The organism is Streptomyces sp. NPDC001544 (assembly GCF_042894285.1).
Taxonomy (GTDB): domain Bacteria; phylum Actinomycetota; class Actinomycetes; order Streptomycetales; family Streptomycetaceae; genus Streptomyces.
Genome location: NZ_JBIAVN010000002.1, coordinates 100,957 through 121,898 on the forward strand (window position 1 = coordinate 100,957; position 20,942 = coordinate 121,898).

Sequence of the window (20,942 nt, forward strand, 5' to 3'; positions counted from 1 at the left end):
TCAGGCGGGTGTGTACCGGTCGTTCATGTCGAGGACGTAACTGCCGTTCTTGAGGCCGTCGAGGGCGGAGTGCTTCAGCCACTCGCGGGACATGTGCTGCAGGGTCTTCGCGCGCGTCTCCCACGGCATCTGGTGCCCGGCGCACGACACCCGGACCATGAGCTTGTCGGCACCGGGAACAGCCTGGTAGAGCGCCGGCACCGAGAAGTCGGTGAGCGGATTGGACGACGGGTGGTTCGCCTGGGTGTCGAACTCCCCGTAGACGATGAAGACGGGCAGCAGGGTGCCGAGCGTGCCGTCGAGGGGCACGGTGGCGTTGTTCCAGCCCCACCAGTAGCTGTTGCGGAACCGTGCGATGCCCTCGGGCACACCGCCGGAGATCTGGCCCCAGGTCCTGCCCACGGCGTCGTTGTCCAGGATGGCCGACCAGACCACCTCGTCCATGCCGGGCTCCCGTTGGTCGGGGCAGTGCAGCTCGTTGTCCCACGCGGTCCTGAGGTCGGTCTTGCGGGAGATGTTCATCGGGTAGCCGAACTGTGCGGCCGGGGAGGAGACCGGCAGCGGCTCGGGTGCGCCGAAGTCGGTCCCGGGGCGGCTCGCCCGGCCGTTGGGCGGGAAGATCGGCGCCAGCAGCATCAGGCTGCGCACGTCCTCCGGGTACTGGAGGGTGTACGGGCCCATCACGAACGAGGCCGCCGACCAGCCGATGAACGCCACCTGGGAGACGTCCCGCCGCCGCTTGACGAACTCAACGACGGTGCGCAACTCGTCCCATTCGCTCTGCGAGTTGCCCAGCTGGTGGGCGTAGGCCGGCGGGCAGGTCGCCGCCAGCGGGTTGGGCACCAGGTACTGCTGCTGCGCGGGGTTGGTGTTGCACGGGTTGTCCATCTCCGGCCGCGGGGAACGGCCGTTGCCCTGGAGGTCCATGACGAACACGTCGTAGCCCGCGGCGGCGAGGTCCTGGGCCCAGCTGTAGTGGCGGTACTGGAGGTCGAACCCGGCGAGGGCCGGCGCGCTTCGGCCGTGCAGCATCAGCACGGGTTCGGGGTCGTGGGACGGCTTGGTTCCGTCGTACTCGCGCACGAAGAGCTGGACATGCTGGCCGGCGTTGGCGGGGATCGTCGAGACGTGCGGTACCCGGAGGTCTTGCGCGGGGGTGGAAGCCATGGTCACTCTCCGATCCATCGGCTCGGCCCCGGGCCGGAGCGCCCAGGGGCCCTCTGACCTCAGCGTTTGCCGACCTCGGTGCGCCGCCCACCGGGGTTGCTCCATTCGGGTGAACCGAGGTACGGGGTGCGTCCGGGCCGCCACGCTGCGCGACGCGACGTCCCGGGTGGACGGGCACTCCTCAGAGGCGGTACACGCGTGCCGCGGTCCGCTCGAACACCGCGCCCCGCTCCTCGTCGCCCAGCTCGTCCAGCAGCAGCTCCGCGGTCTCGGCCACCCGCGCGTACGAGGCGGCGAGGGTGCACACCGGCCAGTCCGAGCCGAACATCAGACGGTCGGGGCCGAACGCGGACAGCGCCACGTCCGTGTACGGGCGAAGGTCCGCGGTGGTCCAGGAGGCGAAGTCGGCCTCGGTGACCAGGCCGGAGAGTTTGGCGACGGTGTTGGGGAGCGCGGCGAGCGCCCTGAGCGCCGTCGCCCAGGGCACGTGGTCACCGGAGGCGATGGGCGGCTTGCCCAGGTGGTCCAGTACGAAGGTGAGCCCGGGGAGGGACTCGGCCGCCTTGACGCAGGCCGGGAGCTGGTGGGCCTGGACGATCAGGTCGTACACCAGACCGGCGTCGGCGACGGCCAGCAGACCGCGGCGCACGTCCGGACGCAGCAGCCACTCCGGGTCGGGTTCCGACTGGACCTGGTGGCGGATGCCCTTCAGGTAGCGGCCGCCGGGCAGTTCCCGCAGACGGGCCAGTTCCTCGGCCACGTCGGGACGGGTCAGGTCGGTCCAGCCGACGACCCCCGCGATCAGCTCGTGCGTCTCGGCCAGGGCGAGGAACTCCGGGGTCTCCTGCGCGACGGTGATCGTCTGGACCAGGACGGTGCGGTCGACGCCCGCCGCCCGGGCCTGCGGTTCCAGGTCCGCCGTGGAGAAGTCGCGGCGCAGCGGGCGGAGTGCGGGGCCGGTGATCCATTCCTGGTCGCGCACCGAGAGGTCCCACACATGGTGGTGGGCGTCCACCGTCATGGCAGCTCCCACACGACGGGCAGGCCGGCGTCCGCGCCGTCCCCCGAGTAGTCGTGGACGACGTCCAGCAGTTCGGCCATCCGGGCCTGCCAGGCGACGTTGACCGGCAGTGCCTCCAGTTCGGCGAGCAGGCGCGCGTAGTCCTCGCACTCCAGGACGTGGAAGAGGTCGGTGCCTCCCCCACGCTCGACTTCGCTCACGCGGGGGGACCCCCACCGCCAGTTCGTCCAGGAGGTGGCGCCGGCGGCGCGGATGGCGTCGGTGAGTTCGGCCGGGACCTCCCGGTGGGCGGCCTCGTACTCGGTGACGCGGTCGGCGCGGACCTTGGTGTGCAGGGCGACTCTCATGAGGGCTCCCCGGGGGGCAGCAGACCGGTGTCCCGCAGTTCCCGCCAGAAGGCGGCCGGGATCTGCGCGTCGAACTGCTCGGCGCAGTCACGGACCTCGTGCGCCGAGCGCGCGCCGACCAGAACGCATCCGACCGCCGGGTGCGCGGCGCAGAAGGCGAGCGCGGCGGCCCGCAGGGTGGTGCCGTGCCGGTCCGCGACGGACTGCAGGCGGCGGGCGCGCTCCAGCAACTCGCCCGGGGCCCGGGTGTAGTTGTACGTCGCGTCCGGTCGCGGATCCGCCAGCAGACCGGAGTTGAAGGCTCCGCCGACGACCACCGACACGCCCCGTTCGACGGCGGCGGGCAGCAGTTCGGTGGCCGCGCTCTGGTCGAGGAGCGTGTACCGGCCCGCGCAGAGCACGGCGTCGACGTCCGTGTCGCGGATGAACCGGGTGAGCATCTCCGCCTGGTTCATGCCGGCACCGATCGCGCCGACCACGCCTTCGGAGCGGAGCTTCTCCAGGGCGGGGTAGCCCTCGCGGAAGGCCTGCTCGGCGTGGTCGTCGGGGTCGTGGAGGTAGACGACGTCGACGCGGTCCAGGCCGAGCCGCTCCAGGCTGGCCTCCAGGGTGCGCCGTACCCCGTCCGCGCTGAAGTCCCAGACGCGGCGGTGGGTGGCGGGGACGGCGAAGCCGTGCGCGAGGTCGTCGCCGCCCGCGTCCGTGGGCTCGAGGCGGCGGCCCACCTTCGTGGAGACCGCGTACTCGGCGCGCGGATAGTCCCGCAGGACCGTGCCGAGGCGGCGTTCGGACAGGCCGAGACCGTAGTGCGGGGCGGTGTCGAAGTAGCGGACGCCGTGCTGCCAGGCCGTGCGCACCGTTTCGTGCGCCTGCTCGTCGTCGATCCCGGTGTACAGGTTGCCGATCCCGGCGGCGCCGAAGGCGAGCGGGCTGACCCGTACGTCGCTGCGGCCGAGCGTCCTCACTGGCCCACCGGCCTCAGGCGCAGGCCCTGCATGCCGCCGTCGACGGCGAGGGAGGTGCCGGTGGTGGCGCCGGACAGGGGGCTCGCCAGGTAGGCGATGGCGCCCGCGACCTCGGCGGCCGACACCAGGCGGCCGGAGGGCTGGCGGGCCTCCAGGGCGGCGCGTTCGGCGGCCGGGTCGGGGGCGGCGTCGAGCAGCCGGCCGACCCACGGGGTGTCCGCGGTGCCGGGGTTGACGCAGTTGACGCGGATGCCCTCACGGACGTGGTCGGCGGCCATCGCCAGGGTGAGGGAGTACACGGCGCCCTTGGTCGCGCTGTACAGGGCGCGTTGCGGCAGGCCGGCGGTGGCCGCGATGGAGCAGGTGTTGACGATCGCCGCGTGCCGGGAGCGCCTGAGGTGCGGCAGGGCGGCGCGGGCGGCGCGGACCATGCCGAGGACGTTGACGTCGAAGACGCGGCGCCACTCCTCGTCGTCGTTGTCCTCGACGGTGCCCTGCGCGCCGATGCCCGCGTTGTTGACCAGGACGTCGATGACGCCGTGTCCGCCGAGGTCCTCGGCCGCCGCCGCGACGGCCGCGCGTACGGAGGCGTCGTCGGTGACGTCGGCGCGGAAGGCGAGCAGCGGCTTGTCGACGGACGAGGGGTCCAGGTCGAGCACCGCCACCCGGGCGCCGCGCTCGGCGAGGAGTTCGGCGGTGGCCCGTCCGATTCCGGAAGCACCGCCGGTCACCAGGGCCGTCAGGCCCTCGAAGTCGCTCATGCAGCCTTGCCTTTCCGCGTCTCGGGGTCGGCGGCCCAGAAGCCGCCGCCGGGGAACGTGAACCGCGCGATGGACTCGGGCCGCATGGTCGCGGAGAAGCCCGGCGCGGTGGGTGCCGTGTAGTGACCGTCGCGGATCACCACCGGGGCGAGGAAGTGTTCGTGCAGGTGGTCGACGTACTCGATGACCCGGTCCTCGGTGGTGCCGGAGAGAGCCAGGTAGTCGAACATCGACAGGTGCTGGACGAGTTCGCACAGGCCGACGCCGCCCGCGTGCGGGCAGACGGGGACGCCGAACTTGGCCGCGAGCAGCAGGATGGCGAGGTTCTCGTTGACGCCGCCGACCCGGGCCGCGTCGATCTGCAGGATGTCGAGGGAGCCGGCCTGGAGCAGTTGCTTGAAGACGATCCGGTTCTGCACGTGCTCGCCGGTGGCGACCTTGACCGGGGCCACGGCGGCACGGATCGCCGCGTGGCCGAGGACGTCGTCCGGGCTGGTGGGCTCCTCGATCCAGTACGGGTCGAAGTCGGCGAGGGCCTTGGTCCAGCGGATCGCCTCCGCCACGTCCCAGCGCTGGTTGGCGTCGACCGCGAGGCGGACGTCCGGTCCGACGACCGAGCGGGCGACCCGGCAGCGGCGTACGTCGTCCTCCAGATCCGCGCCCACCTTGAGCTTGATCTGGGTGAAGCCGTCCGCGACCGCCTGGGCGGCGAGCCGGGTGAGCTTGGCGTCGTCGTAGCCGAGCCAGCCGGCGGAGGTGGTGTACGCAGGGTAGCCGCGTTCCAGGAGTCGGGCCCGGCGCTCGGCGCCGCCCTCGCGGCCCCGGCGCAGCAGGTCCAGGGCCTCCTCGGGGGTGAGGGCGTCGGTGATGTAACGGAAGTCGATCTGCCCGACGAGCCACTCCGGTTCGGCGTCGGCGAGCAGTTGCCACAGCGGCCGGCCGGCACGTTTGGCGGCGAGGTCCCAGACGGCGTTGACCACCGCCCCGATGGCCATGTGCATCACTCCCTTCTCCGGCCCGAGCCAGCGCAGCTGGCTGTCGCCGATCAGGTCCCTGAAGAGGGATCCGGGGTCGTCGCACATCTCCTGGACCGGGCGGCCGAGGACATGGTCCCGCAGCGCGTCGATCGCGGCGACCTGGACATCGTTGCCCCGCCCGATGGTGAAGGTGAACCCGTGTCCCTCGTGCCCGTCGGCCGCGTCGGTGCGCAGCGCCACATAGGCCGCCGAGTAGTCCGGGTCGGGGTTCATCGCGTCGGAGCCGTCCAGCTCGCGCGAGGTGGGGAAGCGGATGTCGTAGGTGTCGACCGCGATGACGCGGGCGGGGCTCGGGGACACAGCAGACCTTTCCGTCAGGGGTGATGCGGACGCGTGCGTCAGTCCTGCGCCCGGCCCGTCGTCACGCGGGCGATCATGAGGGCGACGAGGATGATCCCGCCGTAGATGGCCTGGATCCAGAAGGACGGCACCTGGGCGAGGGTGAGCAGGTTCTGTACGACGCCCAGCAACAGCACACCGGTCAGCGCGCCGAACATGGTGCCCTTGCCGCCGTCCAGACTGATCCCGCCGATCACCGCGGCGGCGAACACGGTGAAGATCATGTTGTTGCCCTGGTTGGCGCTGATCGCGCCGACGTAGCCGGTCTGCATGATCCCGCCGACCGAGGCGAGGACCCCGGCGACGACGAAGACGCCCAGCATCACGCGCTCCACCCGGATGCCTGCCGCGCGGGCCGCCTCCGCGTTGCCGCCGATGGCGTACAGGGCGCGGCCGACGCGGTGGTACTTCAGCAGGAACCCGGTGACCGCGAAGGCCGCGGCGGCCACCCACACCGACAGCGGGACGGTGAGGAAGGTGGTGGTGGCCAGGGAGTAGAAGCTGTCCGGCATACCGAAGAGCGTCTTGCCCTTGGTCGCGCCGACCAGCAGGCCGCGCAGCACGATCAGCATGGCCAGCGTCACGATGAACGCGTTGAGTTTGAACTTGACGACGAGGACGCCGTTGAAGGCGCCGACCGCCGCGCCGACGACCAGCACCGCCAACAGGGCGAGGGGGGCCGGGAGTTCGGTGCCCCAGCCGGACTGCGCGGACGGCAGCACGAGGAGGGCGCCCACGGCCGGCGCGATACCGACGACCGACTCCAGGGACAGGTCGAACTTGCCGGTGATCAGTACCAGGGACTCGGCGAGCACCACCATGGCGAGTGCGGCACAGGCGCCGAGGATCGAGATCAGGTTGCGCTCGGTGAGGAACGAGTCGTTGACCATCGCGCCGAGCACCATGAGCAGCAACAGGGCTGGAACGAGGGCGAGTTCACGGGCCCGGCGGAGCAGGACGGCCTTGGTGGCCCGCGGGTCGGGGGCCTTCAGGGGGGCGAGCGGCGGAGCTGCCTTGGTTTCAGCCATGGTCCACTCCTTCGATGGAGGCGATCAGCTCGTGGTCGTGCCAGCCGGCCGGGTGCTCGGCGACGACGCGGCCGTGGAAGAGGACGAGGACGCGGTCACAGCGGCGCAGGTCGTCGAGTTCGTCGGAGACGACGAGGACGGCGGTGCCGTCGTCCCGGGCGCCGTCCACCCGGGCCAGCAGGGACTCCTTGGACTTCACGTCGACGCCCGCGGTGGGGTTGATCAGGACGAGCAGACGGGGGTCGCGGGCGAGGGCGCGGGCCATGACGACCTTCTGGGCGTTGCCGCCGGACAGGTCGGAGACCGGCTGGTCGGGGCCCTCGGCGTGGATGTCGAGGCGTTCGATGAGGTCGGTGGCGAAACCGCGTTTGCGGTCGGGGGCGACGAAGCCGTAGCGGCCGAGCCGGTCCAGTACGCCGAGGGTGGTGTTGTCGCCGATGGTCATGCCGGCCACCAGTCCCTGGTCGTGCCGGTCGCGGGGCACGCAGCCGACGCCGGCCTTCAGCGTGGCCCGTACGTCGCCGAAGGGCAGCTCCCGGTCCTCCAGCCGTGCGGTCCCGGCCGTCGGCGTGCGCAGTCCGGCGAGGGTTTCGGCGAGTTCGGTCTTGCCGCTGCCGCTGGAGCCGGCCAGTCCGACGACCTCGCCGCGGCGGACGGTGAGGTCGACGGCGTCGTACGTCTCGGCGGTCAGCCCGCGCACGTCGAGCACGACCGGGGACTCGTCGGCCACCGTGACGCGCGCCGAGCGGTGCCCCTCGACCGTCTCCCCCGCCATCGCCTCCACCAGCGCCGGCCTGGGCAGTTCGGCGACGGGCGCGGTGACGATCCAGCGGGCGTCGCGCAGCACCGTGACGGTCTGGCAGACCTCGTACACCTCCTGCAGGTGGTGGGAGATGAACAGGAAGGTGACGCCGGAGTCCTGCAGGGCGCGCATGCGGGCGAACAGCCGCTCGATCTCGCGGTTGTCGAGCTGGGCGGTGGGTTCGTCGAGGACGATGAACCGGGCGCCGAAGCTCAACGCGCGGGCGATCTCGACCATCTGGCGGTCCTCGACCTTGAGGTCGGCGGTGCGGGCCTCGGGGTCGACGCGCACGTCCCAGGTGTCGAGGAGCTGCGCGGCCTCGGCCCTGAGTCGGCGCCAGCTGATGAAACGGCGGGTGAGCGGCTGCCGGTTGATGTAGAGGTTCTCGGCGACCGTCAGCTCCGGTACGACCGTCGGCTTCTGGTAGACGCAGGCGACCTTGCGGCGCCAGGCGTCCCGGTCGGCGAGCGGGGGCGCCGGCTCGCCGTCGAAGCGGACCGTGCCCTCGTCCGGGGCCTGCAGGCCGGTGAGGACGCCGACCAGGGTGGACTTGCCGGCGCCGTTGCGGCCGACGAGGGCGTGGGACTCGCCGGGCAGCACCGTGAGCCGGCCGTCGGCGAGGGCGGTGGTGGGACCGTACCGCTTGACGACGTCCCGTGCCTCAACAAGTGGCGTACTCATTTGACCGTGTTGCCCCACAGCTTGGGGTCGTCGACGTTGTCCTTGGTGACCAGCGGCGCGGGGAGCTGGTCCTCGAGGATGCCGCTCGGCAGCTTGACGATGGTGGAGTCGTGGTCGGTCGGGCCGGGCTTGAAGGTCTTCCCCTCCATCGCGGCCTTGATGTAGTACATGCCGTACTTGGCGTAGGTGTCGGCCGGCTGGGAGACGGTGGCGTCTATCTGACCCTTGCGGATGGCGTCGAACTCCTGCGGGATGCCGTCGTTGGAGACGATGACGATGTGGCCCTTCTGGCCGGCCGTCTGCAGCATGCTCTTGGACTTCAGGGTCTGCAGGGTGGGCGCGAGGTAGACGCCGCCGGCCTGCAGGTAGATGCCCTTGATGTCGGGGTTGGCGTTGAGGAGGGTGTCGAGCTTCGACGCGGCGGTGTCCGACTCCCACTTGGCCGGGATCTCCAGGACCCTCAGCTTCGGATACTTCTTCTTCACGCAGGAGCGGAACGCCTCGGAGCGGTCCCGGCCGTTGACCGAGGCGAGGTCGCCCATGATCTGCACGACCTTGCCGCTGGTGACGTGCGCGCCGAGGTATTCGCAGGCCTTCTCGCCGTAGGCGACGTTGTCGGCGCGCACGACCATGGCGACCTTGCCCTTGTCGGGCGCGACGTCCACGGCGACCACCGGTACGCCCTTGCGCTCGGCCTGGTCGAGGCCGGCCTGGATGGCGGCGCTGTCGAGCGGGGCGACCACGAGGCCCTTGACGCCCTGGTTGAGCTCGTTGTTGATGTCGGTGATCTGCTGCGAGGGGTCGCTGTTGGAGTTGACCGTCTTGAGCGCGTCGACGCCTTCGGACGTGGCCATCTTCGGCACGTAGTCGTTGTACGACTGCCAGAACGGCGAGGTCAGCAGGGGCAGGACCACCCCGACCTTGCCGGTGCCGCCGCCCCCGGTACTGGCCGCGCCGGTGTCCTTGGTGCTGCCGCACGCGGCGAGCGCGAGTGAGGCGCCGACGGCTGTGGCCACCACGCCGGCGATCCGGGACCTGCTTCGTTTCCACACTGTTCTGCCGGGCATCCTGCGGCTCCTCGTTGAGCGACTTCGTACGACTCCGAGCGACTTCCAAGCGGCTTCGCGTGACTTCCGCGCGACCTTCAAGCGACTGCGAGGTTGAACGACTTCGAGCAGACGTCCGCATACTTATCAGACCACTTCCCCGGAAGAACACCCTGCGACGGCAGATTTTCCCGTTTCCGCGCTGTAGTGGTCCGACCAACCGGGTGGCTAGACTGCGGCGCATCCGGTGACTGGAGGAACGGCGTGGAGGAGACGGCCCCGCAGAAGGGCACGGTGACGCAGCGCGCCATCGAGCAGATCAAGATGATGATCGGCGAGGGCCGCCTGGAGCCGGGCCAGCGGCTGCCCACCGAACGCGACCTCGCGGTCCAACTGGGCATCTCCCGCAGCTCGATGCGCGAGGCGATCCGCGCGCTGACGGTGCTCGGGGTGCTGGAGGCCCGGCACGGTTCCGGTATCTACGTCACGCAGCTCCAGGCCGGTGACCTGCTGGAGACCTTCGGGGTGGTCGCCGACCTGTCCCGGGGCCCGCGGCTGGTGGAACTGCTGGAGGTGCGCCGGGTCCTGGAGTCCACGGCGACCGCCCTGGCGGCGGCCCGCATCACGCCGGACCAGCTGGCGGAGGTCGAGAAGCACCTGAAGGCGATGAACGCCACCGACGACCCGGAGGAGATCCTCGCCCACGATCTGGCCTTCCACCGCGAGATCGCGACGGCCGCGGGCAACGAGACCATGGCCGCCATCCTGGACGGGCTGTCCTCCCGCACCTTCCGGGCCCGCGTCTGGCGCGGCTACCAGGAGGAGGGCGCCTTCGCCCGCACCCGCCGCGAGCACGCCGCCATCCACCGCGCCCTGGCCGCCCGCGACCCGGAGGCCGCGAGGGCGGCGGCGGCCGCGCACGTGGGCGAGGTGGAGGAGTGGCTGCGGGCACAACTGGGCCGGTGAGCGCCGGTGCCCATGTTCCGGGGTGCCCGGCGGCGCGGGCGGGCGGACACTGGGAGGGACGGGCCCGGCACGCACGAGGGGGTGTGGCCATGGCCAGGAACCGAAGCGACAGCCCGTGGACGTGGCGGTGGCGCCGCAACCCGCTGAAGCGCGCCAGCGACGTCGTCGAGGCCTGGATCGTACTGGTCACATGGCTGCTCGCCGTGGTGGGCAGTGTGCTCACCGGGCTGGTCACCGCGGACGCCGTGGCGCGGGGACTCGACCGGCAGTGGACCGAGCGGCGTCCGGTCGAGGCCGTGCTCGTGGGGCAGGTGCCCTCGGCCACGTCGGCGCGGAGCGACGACGGCCGGGTCTGGGCCGGCGTCCGCTGGACGACCCCGGACGGCGCGGTCCACTCGGGCCGGACCAAGGTACGTCCCGGCACGGCGTCGGACACCCGGGTCACGGTGTGGACGGACCAGCGGGGGCGGGTCACCGCGAAGCCCCTGTCGCCCGGCGAGGCGGGGTTCCGGTCGGCGTGGACGGGCACCCTCGTCGCGACCGGCACGGCCGCCGCCGTGTTCGGCGGCGGCCGACTGGCCCGTGCGGGCCTGGAACGGCGCCGACTGCGGCAGTGGGACGAGGAGTGGGCGCGCGTGGACACCCGCCGGGGAGGCCTGACCTCCTGACCCGGCGTCCGGCCGATACGCAGTGGTGACGCGGCAGCCCCGTTCCTGCTGCCGGGTGCCGCCCGGGACCTGACCTGGTCGCAAGCGCCCCCCGGCACGGGGTGGTGCGGCCGGGCCCGCGTGCCGTCGCCGACCTGGACGCCGGCCGCTCCGAGTCCGCCTGCCCGCTCTGCGGCGCGGACCTCTCTCCCCGGCCTGGTCGGCGGTGTCGTTGCCGCTACCACGACATGTACGGGCCCGGGGTGCTCAGGGACACCCCGTACGCGGGCGTGGCCTGCTTCTTCTGTTCGGTGCCGACGGGGCGATGCCCCGCGGGTGCACGAGGGCGGCGACCAGCGGCAGGACTTCGTACACGTGCGGGACGTGGCCACGGCCAACGTGGCCGCGCTGGAGGCGGACCCCCCGGGTGGTGCTCACGGCAGACTCCACCCGGCTGCGGGCGGAACTCGGCTGGAAGCCGGACAACCCCTTCGAGGAAGGCATGCGGGAAGCTGTTTCCGAACCGTGATGATCGGCATTCCCGGCTTCCTCACCTGCGCTGTCGTATCCCGTCACGACCTGCGTCCTCGGCTATACATGCCGTGTATACATGGTGCGTATACACGGCGTGTAGAGTTCTGGTCATGTCCATCGGTCACACCCTTCTGGGACTCCTGGAGTCCGGCCCGCGCCACGGCTACGACCTGAAGCGGGCCTTCGACGAGAAGTTCGGTCACGACCGGCCGCTGCACTACGGCCAGGTCTATTCGACGATGTCCCGGCTGCTGAAGAACGGCCTGGTCGAGGTCGACGGGATCGAGGCGGGCGACGGGCCCGAGCGCAAGCGGTACGCGATCACCGACGCCGGCATCACCGACGTGGAGCGGTGGCTGGCGACGCCGGAGCAGCCCGAGCCGTACCTCCAGTCGACCCTGTACACCAAGGTCGTGCTCGCGCTGCTCACCCACCGCAACGCCGCCGACATCCTCGACACCCAGCGTTCCGAGCACCTACGCGGCATGCGGATCCTGACCGACCGCAAGCGCAGGGGCGACCTCGCGGACCAGCTGATCTGCGACCACGCCCTCTTCCACCTCGAGGCCGACCTGCGCTGGCTGGAGCTGACCGCCGCCCGACTCGACAAACTCCGTGAGGCCGTGACCCGATGACGACTTCTCTCCCCGGTGCCCTGCTCGTCGCGCACGACCTGCGCAAGGCGTACGGCCCGACCCACGCGCTGGACGGCGCCGAGTTCTCCATACACCCCGGCGAGGTCGTCGCCGTCATGGGCCCCTCAGGGTCCGGCAAGTCCACGCTGCTGCACTGCCTCGCGGGGATCGTGCCGCCCGACTCCGGCTCGATCCTCTACGACGGGCGGGAACTCGCCACGATGAGCGACGCCCAGCGCAGTGCGCTCAGGCGCAGCGAGTTCGGGTTCGTCTTCCAGTTCGGTCAACTGGTGCCCGAGCTGACCTGCGTGGAGAACGTGGCGCTGCCACTGCGGCTGAACGGCACGCCCCGCAAGCAGGCCGAGCGCACCGCGCTCACCTGGATGGAGCGCCTGGAGGTCGACGACCTCGTGGCCAAGCGGCCCGGCGAGGTCTCCGGCGGCCAGGGCCAGCGCGTCGCCGTGGCCCGCGCGCTGGTCACCGGACCGCGCCTGCTGTTCGCCGACGAACCCACCGGTGCGCTCGACTCCTTCAACGGCGAACGCGTCATGGAACTGCTGACCGAAGCGGCCCGCTCGACCAACGCCGCCGTCGTCCTCGTCACCCACGAGGCACGCGTGGCCGCCTACTCCGACCGCGAGATCGTCGTCCGCGACGGCAAGTCCCGGGACATGGAGCGCGCCGCATGAGTCCTCGTCAGTGGGCCAGAGACATGGCCATGGGGGCACGCTTCGCCGTCACCGGCGGACGCGAGGGCTGGGTACGGATGACGCTCACCGGCGTCGGCGTCGGGCTCGGCGTGGCGCTGCTCCTGCTGTGCACCGCCCTGCCCAACGTGTTCGCCGCCCGCCAGAAGGTGGAGGACGCCCGCTTCGACTACACGTACTCCGACAAGGCCCCGCCGAAGGCCGACAACACCTTCCTGATCGCCGACACCGACACCACCTGGCACGACGACGACATCCGCGGCCGGCTCGTCGAGCCCGAGGGCAAGCGGGCGCCGCTGCCGCCGGGGGTCGAGAGCTTCCCGGGCAAGGGCGAGATGGTGGTCTCCCCCGCGCTCAAGGACCTGCTCGCCTCGGACGGCGCCAAGCTGCTGCGGGAGCGGCTGCCCTACAGGATCACCGGCACGATCGGCGAGAGCGGACTCATCGGCTCCCACGAACTGGCCTACTACGCGGGCGCCTCGGGGCTGAAACTCGCGGCCTTCTCCCCGGTGCACCGGCTGACCGGGTACGGCAAGCCGGACGTGACACCCGGCAAGACCGACCCGGTGCTGCTGCTCATGGTCCTGGTCGTGTTCGTGGTGCTGCTGACCCCGGTCGCCGTGTTCATCGCCGCCGCCGTCCGCTTCGGCGGCGAGCGCCGCGACCGCCGGCTGGCTGCGCTGCGCCTGGTCGGCTCGGACAGCCACATGACCCGGCGGATAGCGGCGGGCGAAGCACTCGCCGGAGCCCTGCTCGGCCTGGTCGTCGGCACCGGTTTCTTCCTCCTCGGCCGTCAGACGCTGGGCTCTACCGAGGTGCTGGGCGTGAGCGTCTGGCCCAGTTACCTCGATCCCTCCCCGGTGCTCGCCGCGCTGGTCGCGGTGGCGATCCCGGTCGCCGCCGTACTCGCCACGCTGCTCGCGATGCGCGGGGTGGTGGTGGAACCGCTCGGCGTGGTGCGCGCGGCCACGCAGCGCCGCCGCCGGCTGTGGTGGCGGCTGCTGCCGCCGCCGGCCGGCCTCGCGATGCTCTATCCGATGATCGGTAAGGGCCACGAGAACGGCGACTTCAACCAGTACCTCGTCATCGGCGGCGTCCTGCTGCTCCTGATCGGCATCACCGCCCTGCTCCCCTGGGTCGTGGAGGCGGTCGTCGTCCGCCTCGGCAAGGGCGCGCTGTCCTGGCAGCTCGCGGTGCGGCGGTTGCAGTTGAGCAGCGGAACCGCCGCACGCATGGTCAACGGCATCGCCGTCGCCGTGGCCGGAGCCATCGCCCTGCAGATGCTGTTCACGGGAACGCAGAGCCAGTACACCAAGGCCACCGGCGAGGACCCCAGCCGGGTCCAGATACAGGTCGAATTCAGCGACCGCAAGCCGCTGTCCGGTGTCGAGCACCAATTCACCGGCCTCAAGGGGGTAAGGGCAGCAGTGGCCCTGGCCGGCGCGCAGTACGGGGACGCGCGTCGCGACCCGAAGGACAGCAGCGGCCTGACCGTGGGCAACTGCACCGCCCTGCGCGAGCTCGCCACACTGCCCTCCTGCAAGGACGGCGACGTGTTCGTAACGCGAACGAGGAGCCACTACACCTCCCCCAGCAACGCCGACGAAATCGCCCTGGTGAAGCCCGGCCGGCGGCTCTACATCGACCCGTCGTACGGCGACGCCGGCGAACGCGGCATCGAGGCGCCCTGGACCGTTCCGGCGAACGTGCGGGTGGTGGACGCGCGCAAGGACTCACTGCAGGACGCCAACAGCCTGCTGGTCACCCCCGCCGCCCTGCCCGCCGAGGCCGCACCCGCGTTGTTCTCGGACGGGGTCTACCTGCGCCTGGACCCGTCGGTGCCGGACTCACGGGAGTACGTACGCAACGCCGTCGCCGGGATCGACCCCCTGGCGCACACCTACGCCTGGTCGGCGACCCAGGAGGACGCCAAGTACGCCTCCATCCGCACCGGCCTGTTCGTCGGCTCCGCCTTCGTGCTGGCACTGATCGGCGCGAGTCTGCTGGTCTCCCAGCTGGAGCAGCTGCGCGAGCGCAGGAAGCTGCTCTCCGCGCTGGTCGCCTTCGGTACCCGGCGCCGCACGCTGACCCTGTCGGTGCTGTGGCAGACGGCCCTCCCGGTCGGGCTCGGCCTCGTACTGGCCACAACGGTGGGGGTCACCCTGGGCTCGGTGCTGCTGAAGATGACCCGTACACCGGTGGCCATGGACTGGGCGAGCGTCCTGACCATGACCGGCGTGGGCGCGGCCGTGGTCGGCGTGGTCACGCTGCTCAGCCTGCCGCCGCTGCTGCGGCTGATGCGCCCGGAAGGCCTGCGCACGGAATAACCCCTCACCCGTCTCCCGAAGTGGGCTCCTCCTGACAGGAGGAGCCCACTCCTGCACGCAGGCAAGCCCGGTCGCATCAGCACGATCACCGTCCCGGCGGAGTTGGCGGAAGCGGCCCCCGGCCCGGCTTAGGGCGCGGCTCATGCCCCGGCGGCCGGAAGCGTCACCTCGAAGCGGCAGCCGCCCGGGATGTTGTGGACGGTGGCCCGGCCCTGGTGGGCCTCGACGATGCCGCGCACGATGGCGAGGCCGAGGCCCGCGCCGGCGGGGGGTGTGCGGGCGTGGGTGCCGCGCCAGCCGGTGTCGAAGACCCGGGACAGGTCCTCCTCGGGGATGCCCCCGCAGCCGTCGGTGACGGAGAGCACCACGCCCTGGGGCGAACGTTCGGCGGCGACGGCCACGGTGCCGTCGGCCGGGGTCCGGCGGATCGCGTTCACCAGCAGGTTGCCGAGGACCCGGCTCATCTCCTTGCCGTCCACCTCGACCGGTACGGCCTCGACCCGGTCGCCGACGAGGCGTACGCCGTGCTCGCGCGCGAGCGGATCGGCGCCGGCCAGGGCGTCGCCGACGAGGTCGTACACGGAGATCCGGCTGGGGCTCAGCGCGAGCGCCCCCGCGTGGATGCGGGACAGTTCGAAGAGGTCGCCCACCATGTCGTTGAGCCGCTCGACCTCGGTGCGGATCTGGGTGAGGTAACGGGCCGGGTCGGCGGCCACCCCGTCCTCCAGCGCCTCCGACATGGCCCGCAGCCCGGCGAGCGGGGTGCGCAGGTCGTGCGAGATCCAGGCGACGAGCTCACGCCGGGACGACTCCAGGGCCCGCTCCCGCTCCCGGGACTCGGCGAGCCGGGCGCTGGTGGCGGCCAGTTCACGGCTGAGCGCGTCCAGTTCGGCGGTGGCCGGGTGGACGGGCGCCGCGAAGTCGCCGCGGTCGCCGAAGGAGCGGGCGGCGAGGGCGAGTTCACGGCTACGCGCGACCACCCAGCGGCCCAGCAGCACGGCCGTGGCCAGGGACACCACGGCGGCCATCGCGACGACGGTCGTCACCACGCTCAGGTCGTGCGCGGACAGGAACATCGCCTGTGCCACGGCCATGGTGCCCGCGAGCATCGCGAACACGCCGACCGCCGCCACCACGCCGAGCGAGGCGGTCAGCGACCGGCGCCGGATCAGCCGGAGCACGGCCGCGCCGAGCAGTCCGGTGGCGGCCGCGGCGAGGAAGGCGTACAGGGCGATGAGGAGGGTGTCGCGCATGGGTCAGCCCGCCTCCCGGCCACGGGGGTCGAAGCGGTAGCCCACACCCCACACGGTCTGGATCAGACGGGGCCGCGCCGGGTCGTCCTCGACCTTGCCGCGCAGCCGGCGGACATGGACGGTGACCGTCGACAGGTCGCCGAAGTCCCAGCCCCACACCTCACGCATCAGGTCCTCCCGTGCGAAGGCCCGGCCCGGATTCCGCAGGAGGAACGCCAGGAGGTCGAACTCGCGCAGGGTCAGGGCGAGTTCGGCTCCGTCCTTGGTGGCCCGGCGGGCGGCGGGGTCGATGGTCAGACCGGCCGAGGTCAGCGTGTGCGGCTGGACGGCGGGCCGGGTGCGGCGCAGCACCGACTCCACCCGCAGTACGAGTTCGCGGGGGCTGAACGGCTTGGTGACGTAGTCGTCGGCACCCACCTCGAGGCCGAGGATGCGGTCGTCCTCGTCACCGCGGGCGGTGAGCATGATGACCGGCACCGGCCCGCGGGCGCGCAGCCGGCGGCACACCTCCAGGCCGTCCATGCCGGGCAGCATCAGGTCCAGCACCACGAGGTCCGGGCGGTGCGCGGTGGCCCGGATGAGCGCGGTGGGGCCGTCGTCGGCCCGGTCCACGGTGTACCCGGCGCGACCCAGGTAGCCGGCGACCACCTCGGCGACGGTGGGGTCGTCGTCGACGACCAGGACCCGGGCGCAGTCGGGCGGCGCGGGGTCGGCAGGGGTTCCGGCCTGCGTGAACTCGTACGGCTGCTGCATGCGTCCAGCCTCGCACCGCCTCCCCCACCCGCGCCGCCGGCGGGCGCCGCGGGGGCGGTGACGTCCGCGTTTCGTAAGGAGCCGAAGCCCGATATGCCCGTTTCGCGTTCGTAGGGTGAGAGCCGTGACGACCACTCCCACACCCACCGGGGTCGACGTGGTGCTCCCCTGTCTCAACGAGGCCGAAGCACTGCCCTGGGTCCTGGCCCGCATCCCGCCCGGCTGGCGCGCGCTCGTCGTGGACAACGGCTCCACCGACGGCTCCGCCGACATCGCCCGCGCGCTCGGCGCGACCGTCGTGCACGAGCCGCGCCGCGGGTTCGGCGCCGCCTGCCATGCGGGGCTCGCCGCCGCCGACGCCGGCATCGTGTGCTTCTGCGACTGCGACGCCTCGCTCGACCCGGCACTGCTGGTTCCGTTCGTACGGGAGGTGCGTGACGGCCGGGCCGATCTGGTGCTGGGCCGGCGGCGCCCCCAGGGCCGGGGTGCCTGGCCCGCGCACGCCCGGGCCGGGAACCTCGCGCTCGCCCGGATGCTGCGCCGTCGCACGGGGCTGCGCCTGAAGGACCTCGGTCCGCTGCGCGCCGCCCGCCGCGAGGACCTGCTGGCCCTGGACCTCACCGACCGGCGCAGCGGCTACCCGCTGCAGATGGTGGTGCGCGCCGCCGACGCGGGCTGGCGCATCACCGAGCACGACGTCCCCTACCGGCCGCGCACCGGCGCCTCGAAGGTGACCGGCACCTGGCGCGGCACCTGGCAGGCGGTACGCGACATGAGCCGCGTCCTGGCCGAGGCACCCGCCCAGGCACCCGTCCGAGGAGGCAGCGCCCGTTGATCACCCTGCTCGTCATCGCCAAGGAACCGCGGCCGGGCCGGGTGAAGACCCGCCTGACCCCGCCGTTCACCCCGCGGCAGGCTGCCGAGCTGGCCGAGGCGGCCCTCGCGGACACCCTGCACAGCGTGGCCGCGGCACCGGCCGGGCGCCGGGTGCTCGTCCTCGACGGAAAGCCCGGCCCCTGGCTGCCGCCCGGCTTCGACGTCGTACCGCAGTGCCCGGGCGGGCTGGACGAACGCCTGGCCGCGGCTTTCGCCGGATGCGACGGGCCCGCGCTGCTCATCGGCATGGACACCCCCCAGGTGACGCCGGAGCTGCTCGACGTCGGCTTCGACGACTGCGACGCGTGGTTCGGGCCGGCCGAGGACGGCGGCTTCTGGGCCCTCGGTCTGGCGGCACCCGATCCCCGGCTGCTGCGGGGCGTGCCCATGTCGACGCCGGTGACGGGCGCCGTGCAGCGGGACCGGCTGGTCGCCGCGGGCCTCAGGGTGCGCGATCTGCCCCGGCTGCGGGACGTCGACACCGCCGCCGACGCGCACGCGGTCGCGGCCCGCGCACCGCACGGCCGTTTCGCGGCCAAGCTCGCCGGTCTCACCCAGGCGGCGGGCCGATGAGCACAGCCCACGAGCTCACCCGCCCGGCCCCTCTGCCGGGCGACCGTCCGCACGCGGCGGTCCCGGGCCCCGCCGGGCCGGACGGCGGTCCCCGCGTCCCCGCCCAGGCCTGGTCCACCGACGACTCCTACGCCGCCGCCCTGCGCTCCGGCCGCGGCCCCCTGTTCCTGCGGCGCACGGACGGCTGGCTGCTGCCACTGGAGGTGGAGCGCTGGTGCGCCCGGGCCGACGCCGCGGATCTGGAGGTGCTGGCCCGGTGCGAGGGCGCCGTGCTCGACGTGGGCTGCGGTCCGGGACGGCTGGTCGCGGCCCTCGCGGCACAGGGGCGGCACGCCCTCGGTATCGACGTCAGTGAGGCGGCCGTGGCCGGCACGGTCCGGCGGGGCGGGGCGGCGCTGTGCCGCTCGGTGTTCGAGCCGCTGCCGGGTGAGGGCGGCTGGGGCACCGTGCTGCTGCTGGACGGCAACATCGGCATCGGCGGGGATCCGGCCGCGCTGCTGGACCGGCTGGCCCGGCTCCTCGTGCCCGGCGGACTGCTGGTCGCCGAGACCGCGCCGGTCGACGTGGACGAACGCGCCCGGGTCCAGGTCGTGGACGCGACCGCCGTGCCCGGTCCGGCCGCCCGCCCGTTCCCCTGGGCGCGGCTCGGCACGCCCGCCCTGCTGCGGCACGCGGCCCGCGCGGGCTGGCGTGCCGAGGATCAGTGGGCCGCGGGTCCCCGCCGCTTCGTCGCCCTGCGCAACCGCGCCGGCCGCAGGGCCAGCAGCAGCGCCGAGCCGCCGAACAGCACGGCGGTGATCAGCAGCCAGCGGGCCGCGAAGCCGCTCGCCGAGAGCCCCGCCGCCGACCGGTAGCGCTCGTTCACCTGGCCGCTGACCAGCGGGAACCACACCAGGAGCAGCAGCCCGGACAGCGCGGCGGGCACCCGGACGTACAGTGCCCAGTCGCGCCGGCCGGCCGCGCCGAGCGCGCGTACGAGGACGCGGTCGGCCGCCGCGTACAGCGGCAGCAGCACCAGGTCGTGCAGCAGCGCCGCCCCCACGAACCACAGCGCCACGCCGAACCAGTCACCCGCGAGGAGCCGCAGGCCCGCGTATCCGGCGAGGGCGAAGGAGCAGACGAGCAGCGCCAGTTGCAGGGGGCTGCCGAGCGGGATCCGGCGGGGCGTCACGGGTCTGCGCATCACAGGTCTCCGAAGGTCATCCGGGCCACCCATTTGGTGTTGAGCACACCGGGTGCCGCGGGCACGATGATCCGCGCGGGGTAGCCGTGGTCGGGGGTGAGGTCCTCGCCGTTGACGTACAGGGCGAGCAGGGAGCGCGGGTCGGCGACCTGGTTGGCGCGCAGGGCGGCCCGGCGGAAGGCGCCGTGCCGCTGGAGGGACTCGACGAGGACGTCGGGCGGGTCGTCGTACCCGGCCAGCGCGGCGAGGTCGCGCAGGCGCACGCCCCGCCACCACTGGTCGGAGGTGGACCAGCCCTCGACGCAGGCGATCGGCAGCGCGGAGCTGTGCAGCGGCAGGCGCAGCAGGTCGGCGCGGGTGAGCCGGACGGTGCCGGTGCGGCCGGTGACCACCAGCCGCCACGCCTCCTCACCGGTCTCCGCCGTGTCGATGCCCGCATAGCGGGCCGTCTTGTTGATCTGGAACCCGCCGGGGCCGCTGCCGGGTTCGGCGCCGCCGTGCGGGGTGAGCAGTGCGGTCCGGCGCAGCGGTCCGTCGAAGCTGCGTCCGGCGGTCGTCAGGAACAGCAGCAGCGAGCCGCCGCCGACCAGCCACAGCGCGCCGCGCCTGGAGACGGTGGGGGCGTCGGGCCGGGGCGCGACCAGGTCCCCTTCCTCCCGCGCGCGGCGCACGTGCCGCACCGCCGTGGGCAGCTTCAGCACGGCGTGCGCGACGAACGCGGCGAAGAAGACCCAGGCGCCGTAGAAGTGCAGCGGGTAGAAGCTGCCGGGGAAGACGTAGTCGAGCTGGACGTTGAGCACACCGGTGGTGAACTCGAACAGGCCGCCCCCGACCAGCAGCAGCAGGGAGATCCGCTCCAGCGCGTGGGTGAGCGAACGGGCCGGCGGGAGGGCGAAGAGGCGCGGCACGACCGACCACAGCTTGGCCAGCAGCACCGGGATCAGGGTGATGCCCAGGGTGACGTGGACGCCCTGGGTGAGCCGGTACAGCCAGTACGGGTTCGTCGGCCAGGCGAAGAGGTAGAAGCCGAGGATCCCCTTGTCCGGGGTCTTGTCGTTGACCGGTGAGAGCCCGGGGTTGTAGGCGGCGTACGACATCAGGCCCGTCACGAACAGCACGGTGATGCCGACGAGCAGGACCAGGCCGAGCACCGAGGTGAACCAGGGGCCGCGCAGCGGGCTGCGCCAGAAGCCGGGTGAGGTGGGGAGCCGTGGATCGCTCATGTTCCGACCGTAGGCCGGTGGGCCCCCGTGCGGGGCCCGTGACCGGTGACGAAACGCTGACGTCCGCCGCG

General features: G+C 72.6%; 20 protein-coding genes and 1 pseudogene. 9 read left to right on the forward strand and 12 right to left on the reverse strand.

The window, feature by feature from the left end; all coding sequences use genetic code 11:
* From ACFY0F_RS05805 to ACFY0F_RS05845, 9 genes are all read right to left on the reverse strand, one after another.
* Complete coding sequence (locus ACFY0F_RS05805) at nt 1-1,167, reverse strand: alpha/beta hydrolase (protein WP_388789495.1); 1,167 nt, start codon at nt 1,165-1,167, stop codon at nt 1-3.
* A gap of 181 nt (nt 1,168-1,348) precedes the next feature.
* Nucleotides 1,349-2,188, reverse strand: a complete 840-nt coding sequence (locus tag ACFY0F_RS05810; RefSeq protein ID WP_388789497.1) for an amidohydrolase family protein — start codon at nt 2,186-2,188, stop codon at nt 1,349-1,351.
* Complete coding sequence (locus ACFY0F_RS05815; RefSeq protein WP_388789500.1) at nt 2,185-2,535, reverse strand: L-rhamnose mutarotase; 351 nt, start codon at nt 2,533-2,535, stop codon at nt 2,185-2,187. Before ACFY0F_RS05815 ends, ACFY0F_RS05810 begins: the two co-directional genes overlap by 4 nt.
* The gene (locus tag ACFY0F_RS05820; protein WP_388789503.1) at nt 2,532-3,500 is read right to left on the reverse strand and encodes an aldo/keto reductase; all 969 of its coding nucleotides are present in this window, start codon (nt 3,498-3,500) and stop codon (nt 2,532-2,534) included. The genes ACFY0F_RS05815 and ACFY0F_RS05820 overlap by 4 nt, the downstream gene beginning before the upstream one ends.
* Nucleotides 3,497-4,261, reverse strand: a complete 765-nt coding sequence (locus tag ACFY0F_RS05825; protein WP_388789505.1) for an SDR family NAD(P)-dependent oxidoreductase — start codon at nt 4,259-4,261, stop codon at nt 3,497-3,499. The genes ACFY0F_RS05820 and ACFY0F_RS05825 overlap by 4 nt, the downstream gene beginning before the upstream one ends.
* Entirely contained in the window at nt 4,258-5,598 is a 1,341-nt protein-coding gene (locus tag ACFY0F_RS05830; RefSeq protein WP_388789508.1) for an L-fuconate dehydratase, read from the reverse strand. The genes ACFY0F_RS05825 and ACFY0F_RS05830 overlap by 4 nt, the downstream gene beginning before the upstream one ends.
* A gap of 38 nt (nt 5,599-5,636) precedes the next feature.
* Entirely contained in the window at nt 5,637-6,665 is a 1,029-nt protein-coding gene (locus ACFY0F_RS05835) for an ABC transporter permease (RefSeq protein WP_388789510.1), read from the reverse strand.
* Nucleotides 6,658-8,148 carry a sugar ABC transporter ATP-binding protein gene (locus tag ACFY0F_RS05840; protein ID WP_388789513.1) on the reverse strand — a complete coding sequence of 497 codons (1,491 nt, stop codon included), beginning with the start codon at nt 8,146-8,148 and terminating at the stop codon, nt 6,658-6,660. Before ACFY0F_RS05840 ends, ACFY0F_RS05835 begins: the two co-directional genes overlap by 8 nt.
* On the reverse strand, nt 8,145-9,215 hold the full coding sequence (locus ACFY0F_RS05845; protein ID WP_388789516.1) for a sugar ABC transporter substrate-binding protein: 1,071 nt from the start codon (nt 9,213-9,215) through the stop codon (nt 8,145-8,147). Before ACFY0F_RS05845 ends, ACFY0F_RS05840 begins: the two co-directional genes overlap by 4 nt.
* Before the next feature lie 243 nt (nt 9,216-9,458).
* On the opposite strand from ACFY0F_RS05845, the gene ACFY0F_RS05850 reads away from it, so the two are divergent.
* From ACFY0F_RS05850 to ACFY0F_RS05875, 6 genes and pseudogenes are all read left to right on the forward strand, one after another.
* Nucleotides 9,459-10,160 carry a FadR/GntR family transcriptional regulator gene (locus tag ACFY0F_RS05850; RefSeq protein WP_388789518.1) on the forward strand — a complete coding sequence of 234 codons (702 nt, stop codon included), beginning with the start codon at nt 9,459-9,461 and terminating at the stop codon, nt 10,158-10,160.
* A gap of 89 nt (nt 10,161-10,249) precedes the next feature.
* The gene (locus ACFY0F_RS05855) at nt 10,250-10,828 is read left to right on the forward strand and encodes a hypothetical protein (protein ID WP_388789521.1); all 579 of its coding nucleotides are present in this window, start codon (nt 10,250-10,252) and stop codon (nt 10,826-10,828) included.
* Nucleotides 10,829-10,948: 120 nt separating this feature from the next.
* Nucleotides 10,949-11,164 (forward strand): annotated as a pseudogene (locus tag ACFY0F_RS05860) (hypothetical protein); the annotation flags it as partial.
* Nucleotides 11,165-11,451: 287 nt separating this feature from the next.
* Nucleotides 11,452-11,976, forward strand: a complete 525-nt coding sequence (locus tag ACFY0F_RS05865) for a PadR family transcriptional regulator (protein WP_388789524.1) — start codon at nt 11,452-11,454, stop codon at nt 11,974-11,976.
* Nucleotides 11,973-12,665, forward strand: a complete 693-nt coding sequence (locus ACFY0F_RS05870; RefSeq protein WP_388789526.1) for an ABC transporter ATP-binding protein — start codon at nt 11,973-11,975, stop codon at nt 12,663-12,665. Before ACFY0F_RS05865 ends, ACFY0F_RS05870 begins: the two co-directional genes overlap by 4 nt.
* Nucleotides 12,662-15,010: an ABC transporter permease gene (locus ACFY0F_RS05875; protein WP_388789529.1), complete on the forward strand. Its 2,349-nt coding sequence runs from the start codon at nt 12,662-12,664 to the stop codon at nt 15,008-15,010. The genes ACFY0F_RS05870 and ACFY0F_RS05875 overlap by 4 nt, the downstream gene beginning before the upstream one ends.
* Before the next feature lie 140 nt (nt 15,011-15,150).
* Here the strand turns inward: ACFY0F_RS05875 and ACFY0F_RS05880 are convergent, their stop codons facing one another.
* Together ACFY0F_RS05880 and ACFY0F_RS05885 are read right to left on the reverse strand one after the other, a co-directional pair.
* Nucleotides 15,151-16,263, reverse strand: a complete 1,113-nt coding sequence (locus ACFY0F_RS05880) for a sensor histidine kinase (RefSeq protein ID WP_388789532.1) — start codon at nt 16,261-16,263, stop codon at nt 15,151-15,153.
* Between the two features lie 3 nt (nt 16,264-16,266).
* Complete coding sequence (locus ACFY0F_RS05885; RefSeq protein WP_388789534.1) at nt 16,267-17,016, reverse strand: response regulator transcription factor; 750 nt, start codon at nt 17,014-17,016, stop codon at nt 16,267-16,269.
* 115 nt (nt 17,017-17,131) lie between these two features.
* Between ACFY0F_RS05885 and ACFY0F_RS05890 the strand changes: the two genes are divergently transcribed.
* From ACFY0F_RS05890 to ACFY0F_RS05900, 3 genes are read left to right on the forward strand one after another with little or no spacing between them, the layout of a single operon-like run.
* Nucleotides 17,132-17,851 (forward strand): glycosyltransferase family 2 protein, encoded by a 720-nt coding sequence (locus tag ACFY0F_RS05890; RefSeq protein ID WP_388789537.1) that lies wholly within the window; start codon nt 17,132-17,134, stop codon nt 17,849-17,851.
* Nucleotides 17,848-18,465: a DUF2064 domain-containing protein gene (locus tag ACFY0F_RS05895; protein ID WP_388789541.1), complete on the forward strand. Its 618-nt coding sequence runs from the start codon at nt 17,848-17,850 to the stop codon at nt 18,463-18,465. The genes ACFY0F_RS05890 and ACFY0F_RS05895 overlap by 4 nt, the downstream gene beginning before the upstream one ends.
* Nucleotides 18,462-19,319: a class I SAM-dependent methyltransferase gene (locus ACFY0F_RS05900; protein ID WP_388789542.1), complete on the forward strand. Its 858-nt coding sequence runs from the start codon at nt 18,462-18,464 to the stop codon at nt 19,317-19,319. The genes ACFY0F_RS05895 and ACFY0F_RS05900 overlap by 4 nt, the downstream gene beginning before the upstream one ends.
* A gap of 328 nt (nt 19,320-19,647) precedes the next feature.
* Here ACFY0F_RS05900 and ACFY0F_RS05905 read toward each other — a convergent pair whose 3' ends face one another.
* The gene (locus tag ACFY0F_RS05905) at nt 19,648-20,871 is read right to left on the reverse strand and encodes a molybdopterin-dependent oxidoreductase (RefSeq protein WP_388789545.1); all 1,224 of its coding nucleotides are present in this window, start codon (nt 20,869-20,871) and stop codon (nt 19,648-19,650) included.
* Nucleotides 20,872-20,942 lie beyond the last annotated feature (71 nt).

What these genes read in the sequence shown, in the direction of transcription:
- ACFY0F_RS05805 (WP_388789495.1), bottom strand. Translation starts at nt 1,167, where the DNA reads ATGGCTTCCACCCCCGCGCAAGACCTCCGGGTACCGCACGTCTCGACG.
- ACFY0F_RS05810 (WP_388789497.1), bottom strand. Translation starts at nt 2,188, where the DNA reads ATGACGGTGGACGCCCACCACCATGTGTGGGACCTCTCGGTGCGCGAC.
- ACFY0F_RS05815 (WP_388789500.1), bottom strand. Translation starts at nt 2,535, where the DNA reads ATGAGAGTCGCCCTGCACACCAAGGTCCGCGCCGACCGCGTCACCGAG.
- ACFY0F_RS05825 (WP_388789505.1), bottom strand. Translation starts at nt 4,261, where the DNA reads ATGAGCGACTTCGAGGGCCTGACGGCCCTGGTGACCGGCGGTGCTTCC.
- ACFY0F_RS05835 (WP_388789510.1), bottom strand. Translation starts at nt 6,665, where the DNA reads ATGGCTGAAACCAAGGCAGCTCCGCCGCTCGCCCCCCTGAAGGCCCCC.
- ACFY0F_RS05840 (WP_388789513.1), bottom strand. Translation starts at nt 8,148, where the DNA reads ATGAGTACGCCACTTGTTGAGGCACGGGACGTCGTCAAGCGGTACGGT.
- ACFY0F_RS05845 (WP_388789516.1), bottom strand. Translation starts at nt 9,215, where the DNA reads ATGCCCGGCAGAACAGTGTGGAAACGAAGCAGGTCCCGGATCGCCGGC.
- ACFY0F_RS05855 (WP_388789521.1), top strand. Translation starts at nt 10,250, where the DNA reads ATGGCCAGGAACCGAAGCGACAGCCCGTGGACGTGGCGGTGGCGCCGC.
- ACFY0F_RS05865 (WP_388789524.1), top strand. Translation starts at nt 11,452, where the DNA reads ATGTCCATCGGTCACACCCTTCTGGGACTCCTGGAGTCCGGCCCGCGC.
- ACFY0F_RS05870 (WP_388789526.1), top strand. Translation starts at nt 11,973, where the DNA reads ATGACGACTTCTCTCCCCGGTGCCCTGCTCGTCGCGCACGACCTGCGC.
- ACFY0F_RS05875 (WP_388789529.1), top strand. Translation starts at nt 12,662, where the DNA reads ATGAGTCCTCGTCAGTGGGCCAGAGACATGGCCATGGGGGCACGCTTC.
- ACFY0F_RS05880 (WP_388789532.1), bottom strand. Translation starts at nt 16,263, where the DNA reads ATGCGCGACACCCTCCTCATCGCCCTGTACGCCTTCCTCGCCGCGGCC.
- ACFY0F_RS05885 (WP_388789534.1), bottom strand. Translation starts at nt 17,016, where the DNA reads ATGCAGCAGCCGTACGAGTTCACGCAGGCCGGAACCCCTGCCGACCCC.
- ACFY0F_RS05900 (WP_388789542.1), top strand. Translation starts at nt 18,462, where the DNA reads ATGAGCACAGCCCACGAGCTCACCCGCCCGGCCCCTCTGCCGGGCGAC.
- ACFY0F_RS05905 (WP_388789545.1), bottom strand. Translation starts at nt 20,871, where the DNA reads ATGAGCGATCCACGGCTCCCCACCTCACCCGGCTTCTGGCGCAGCCCG.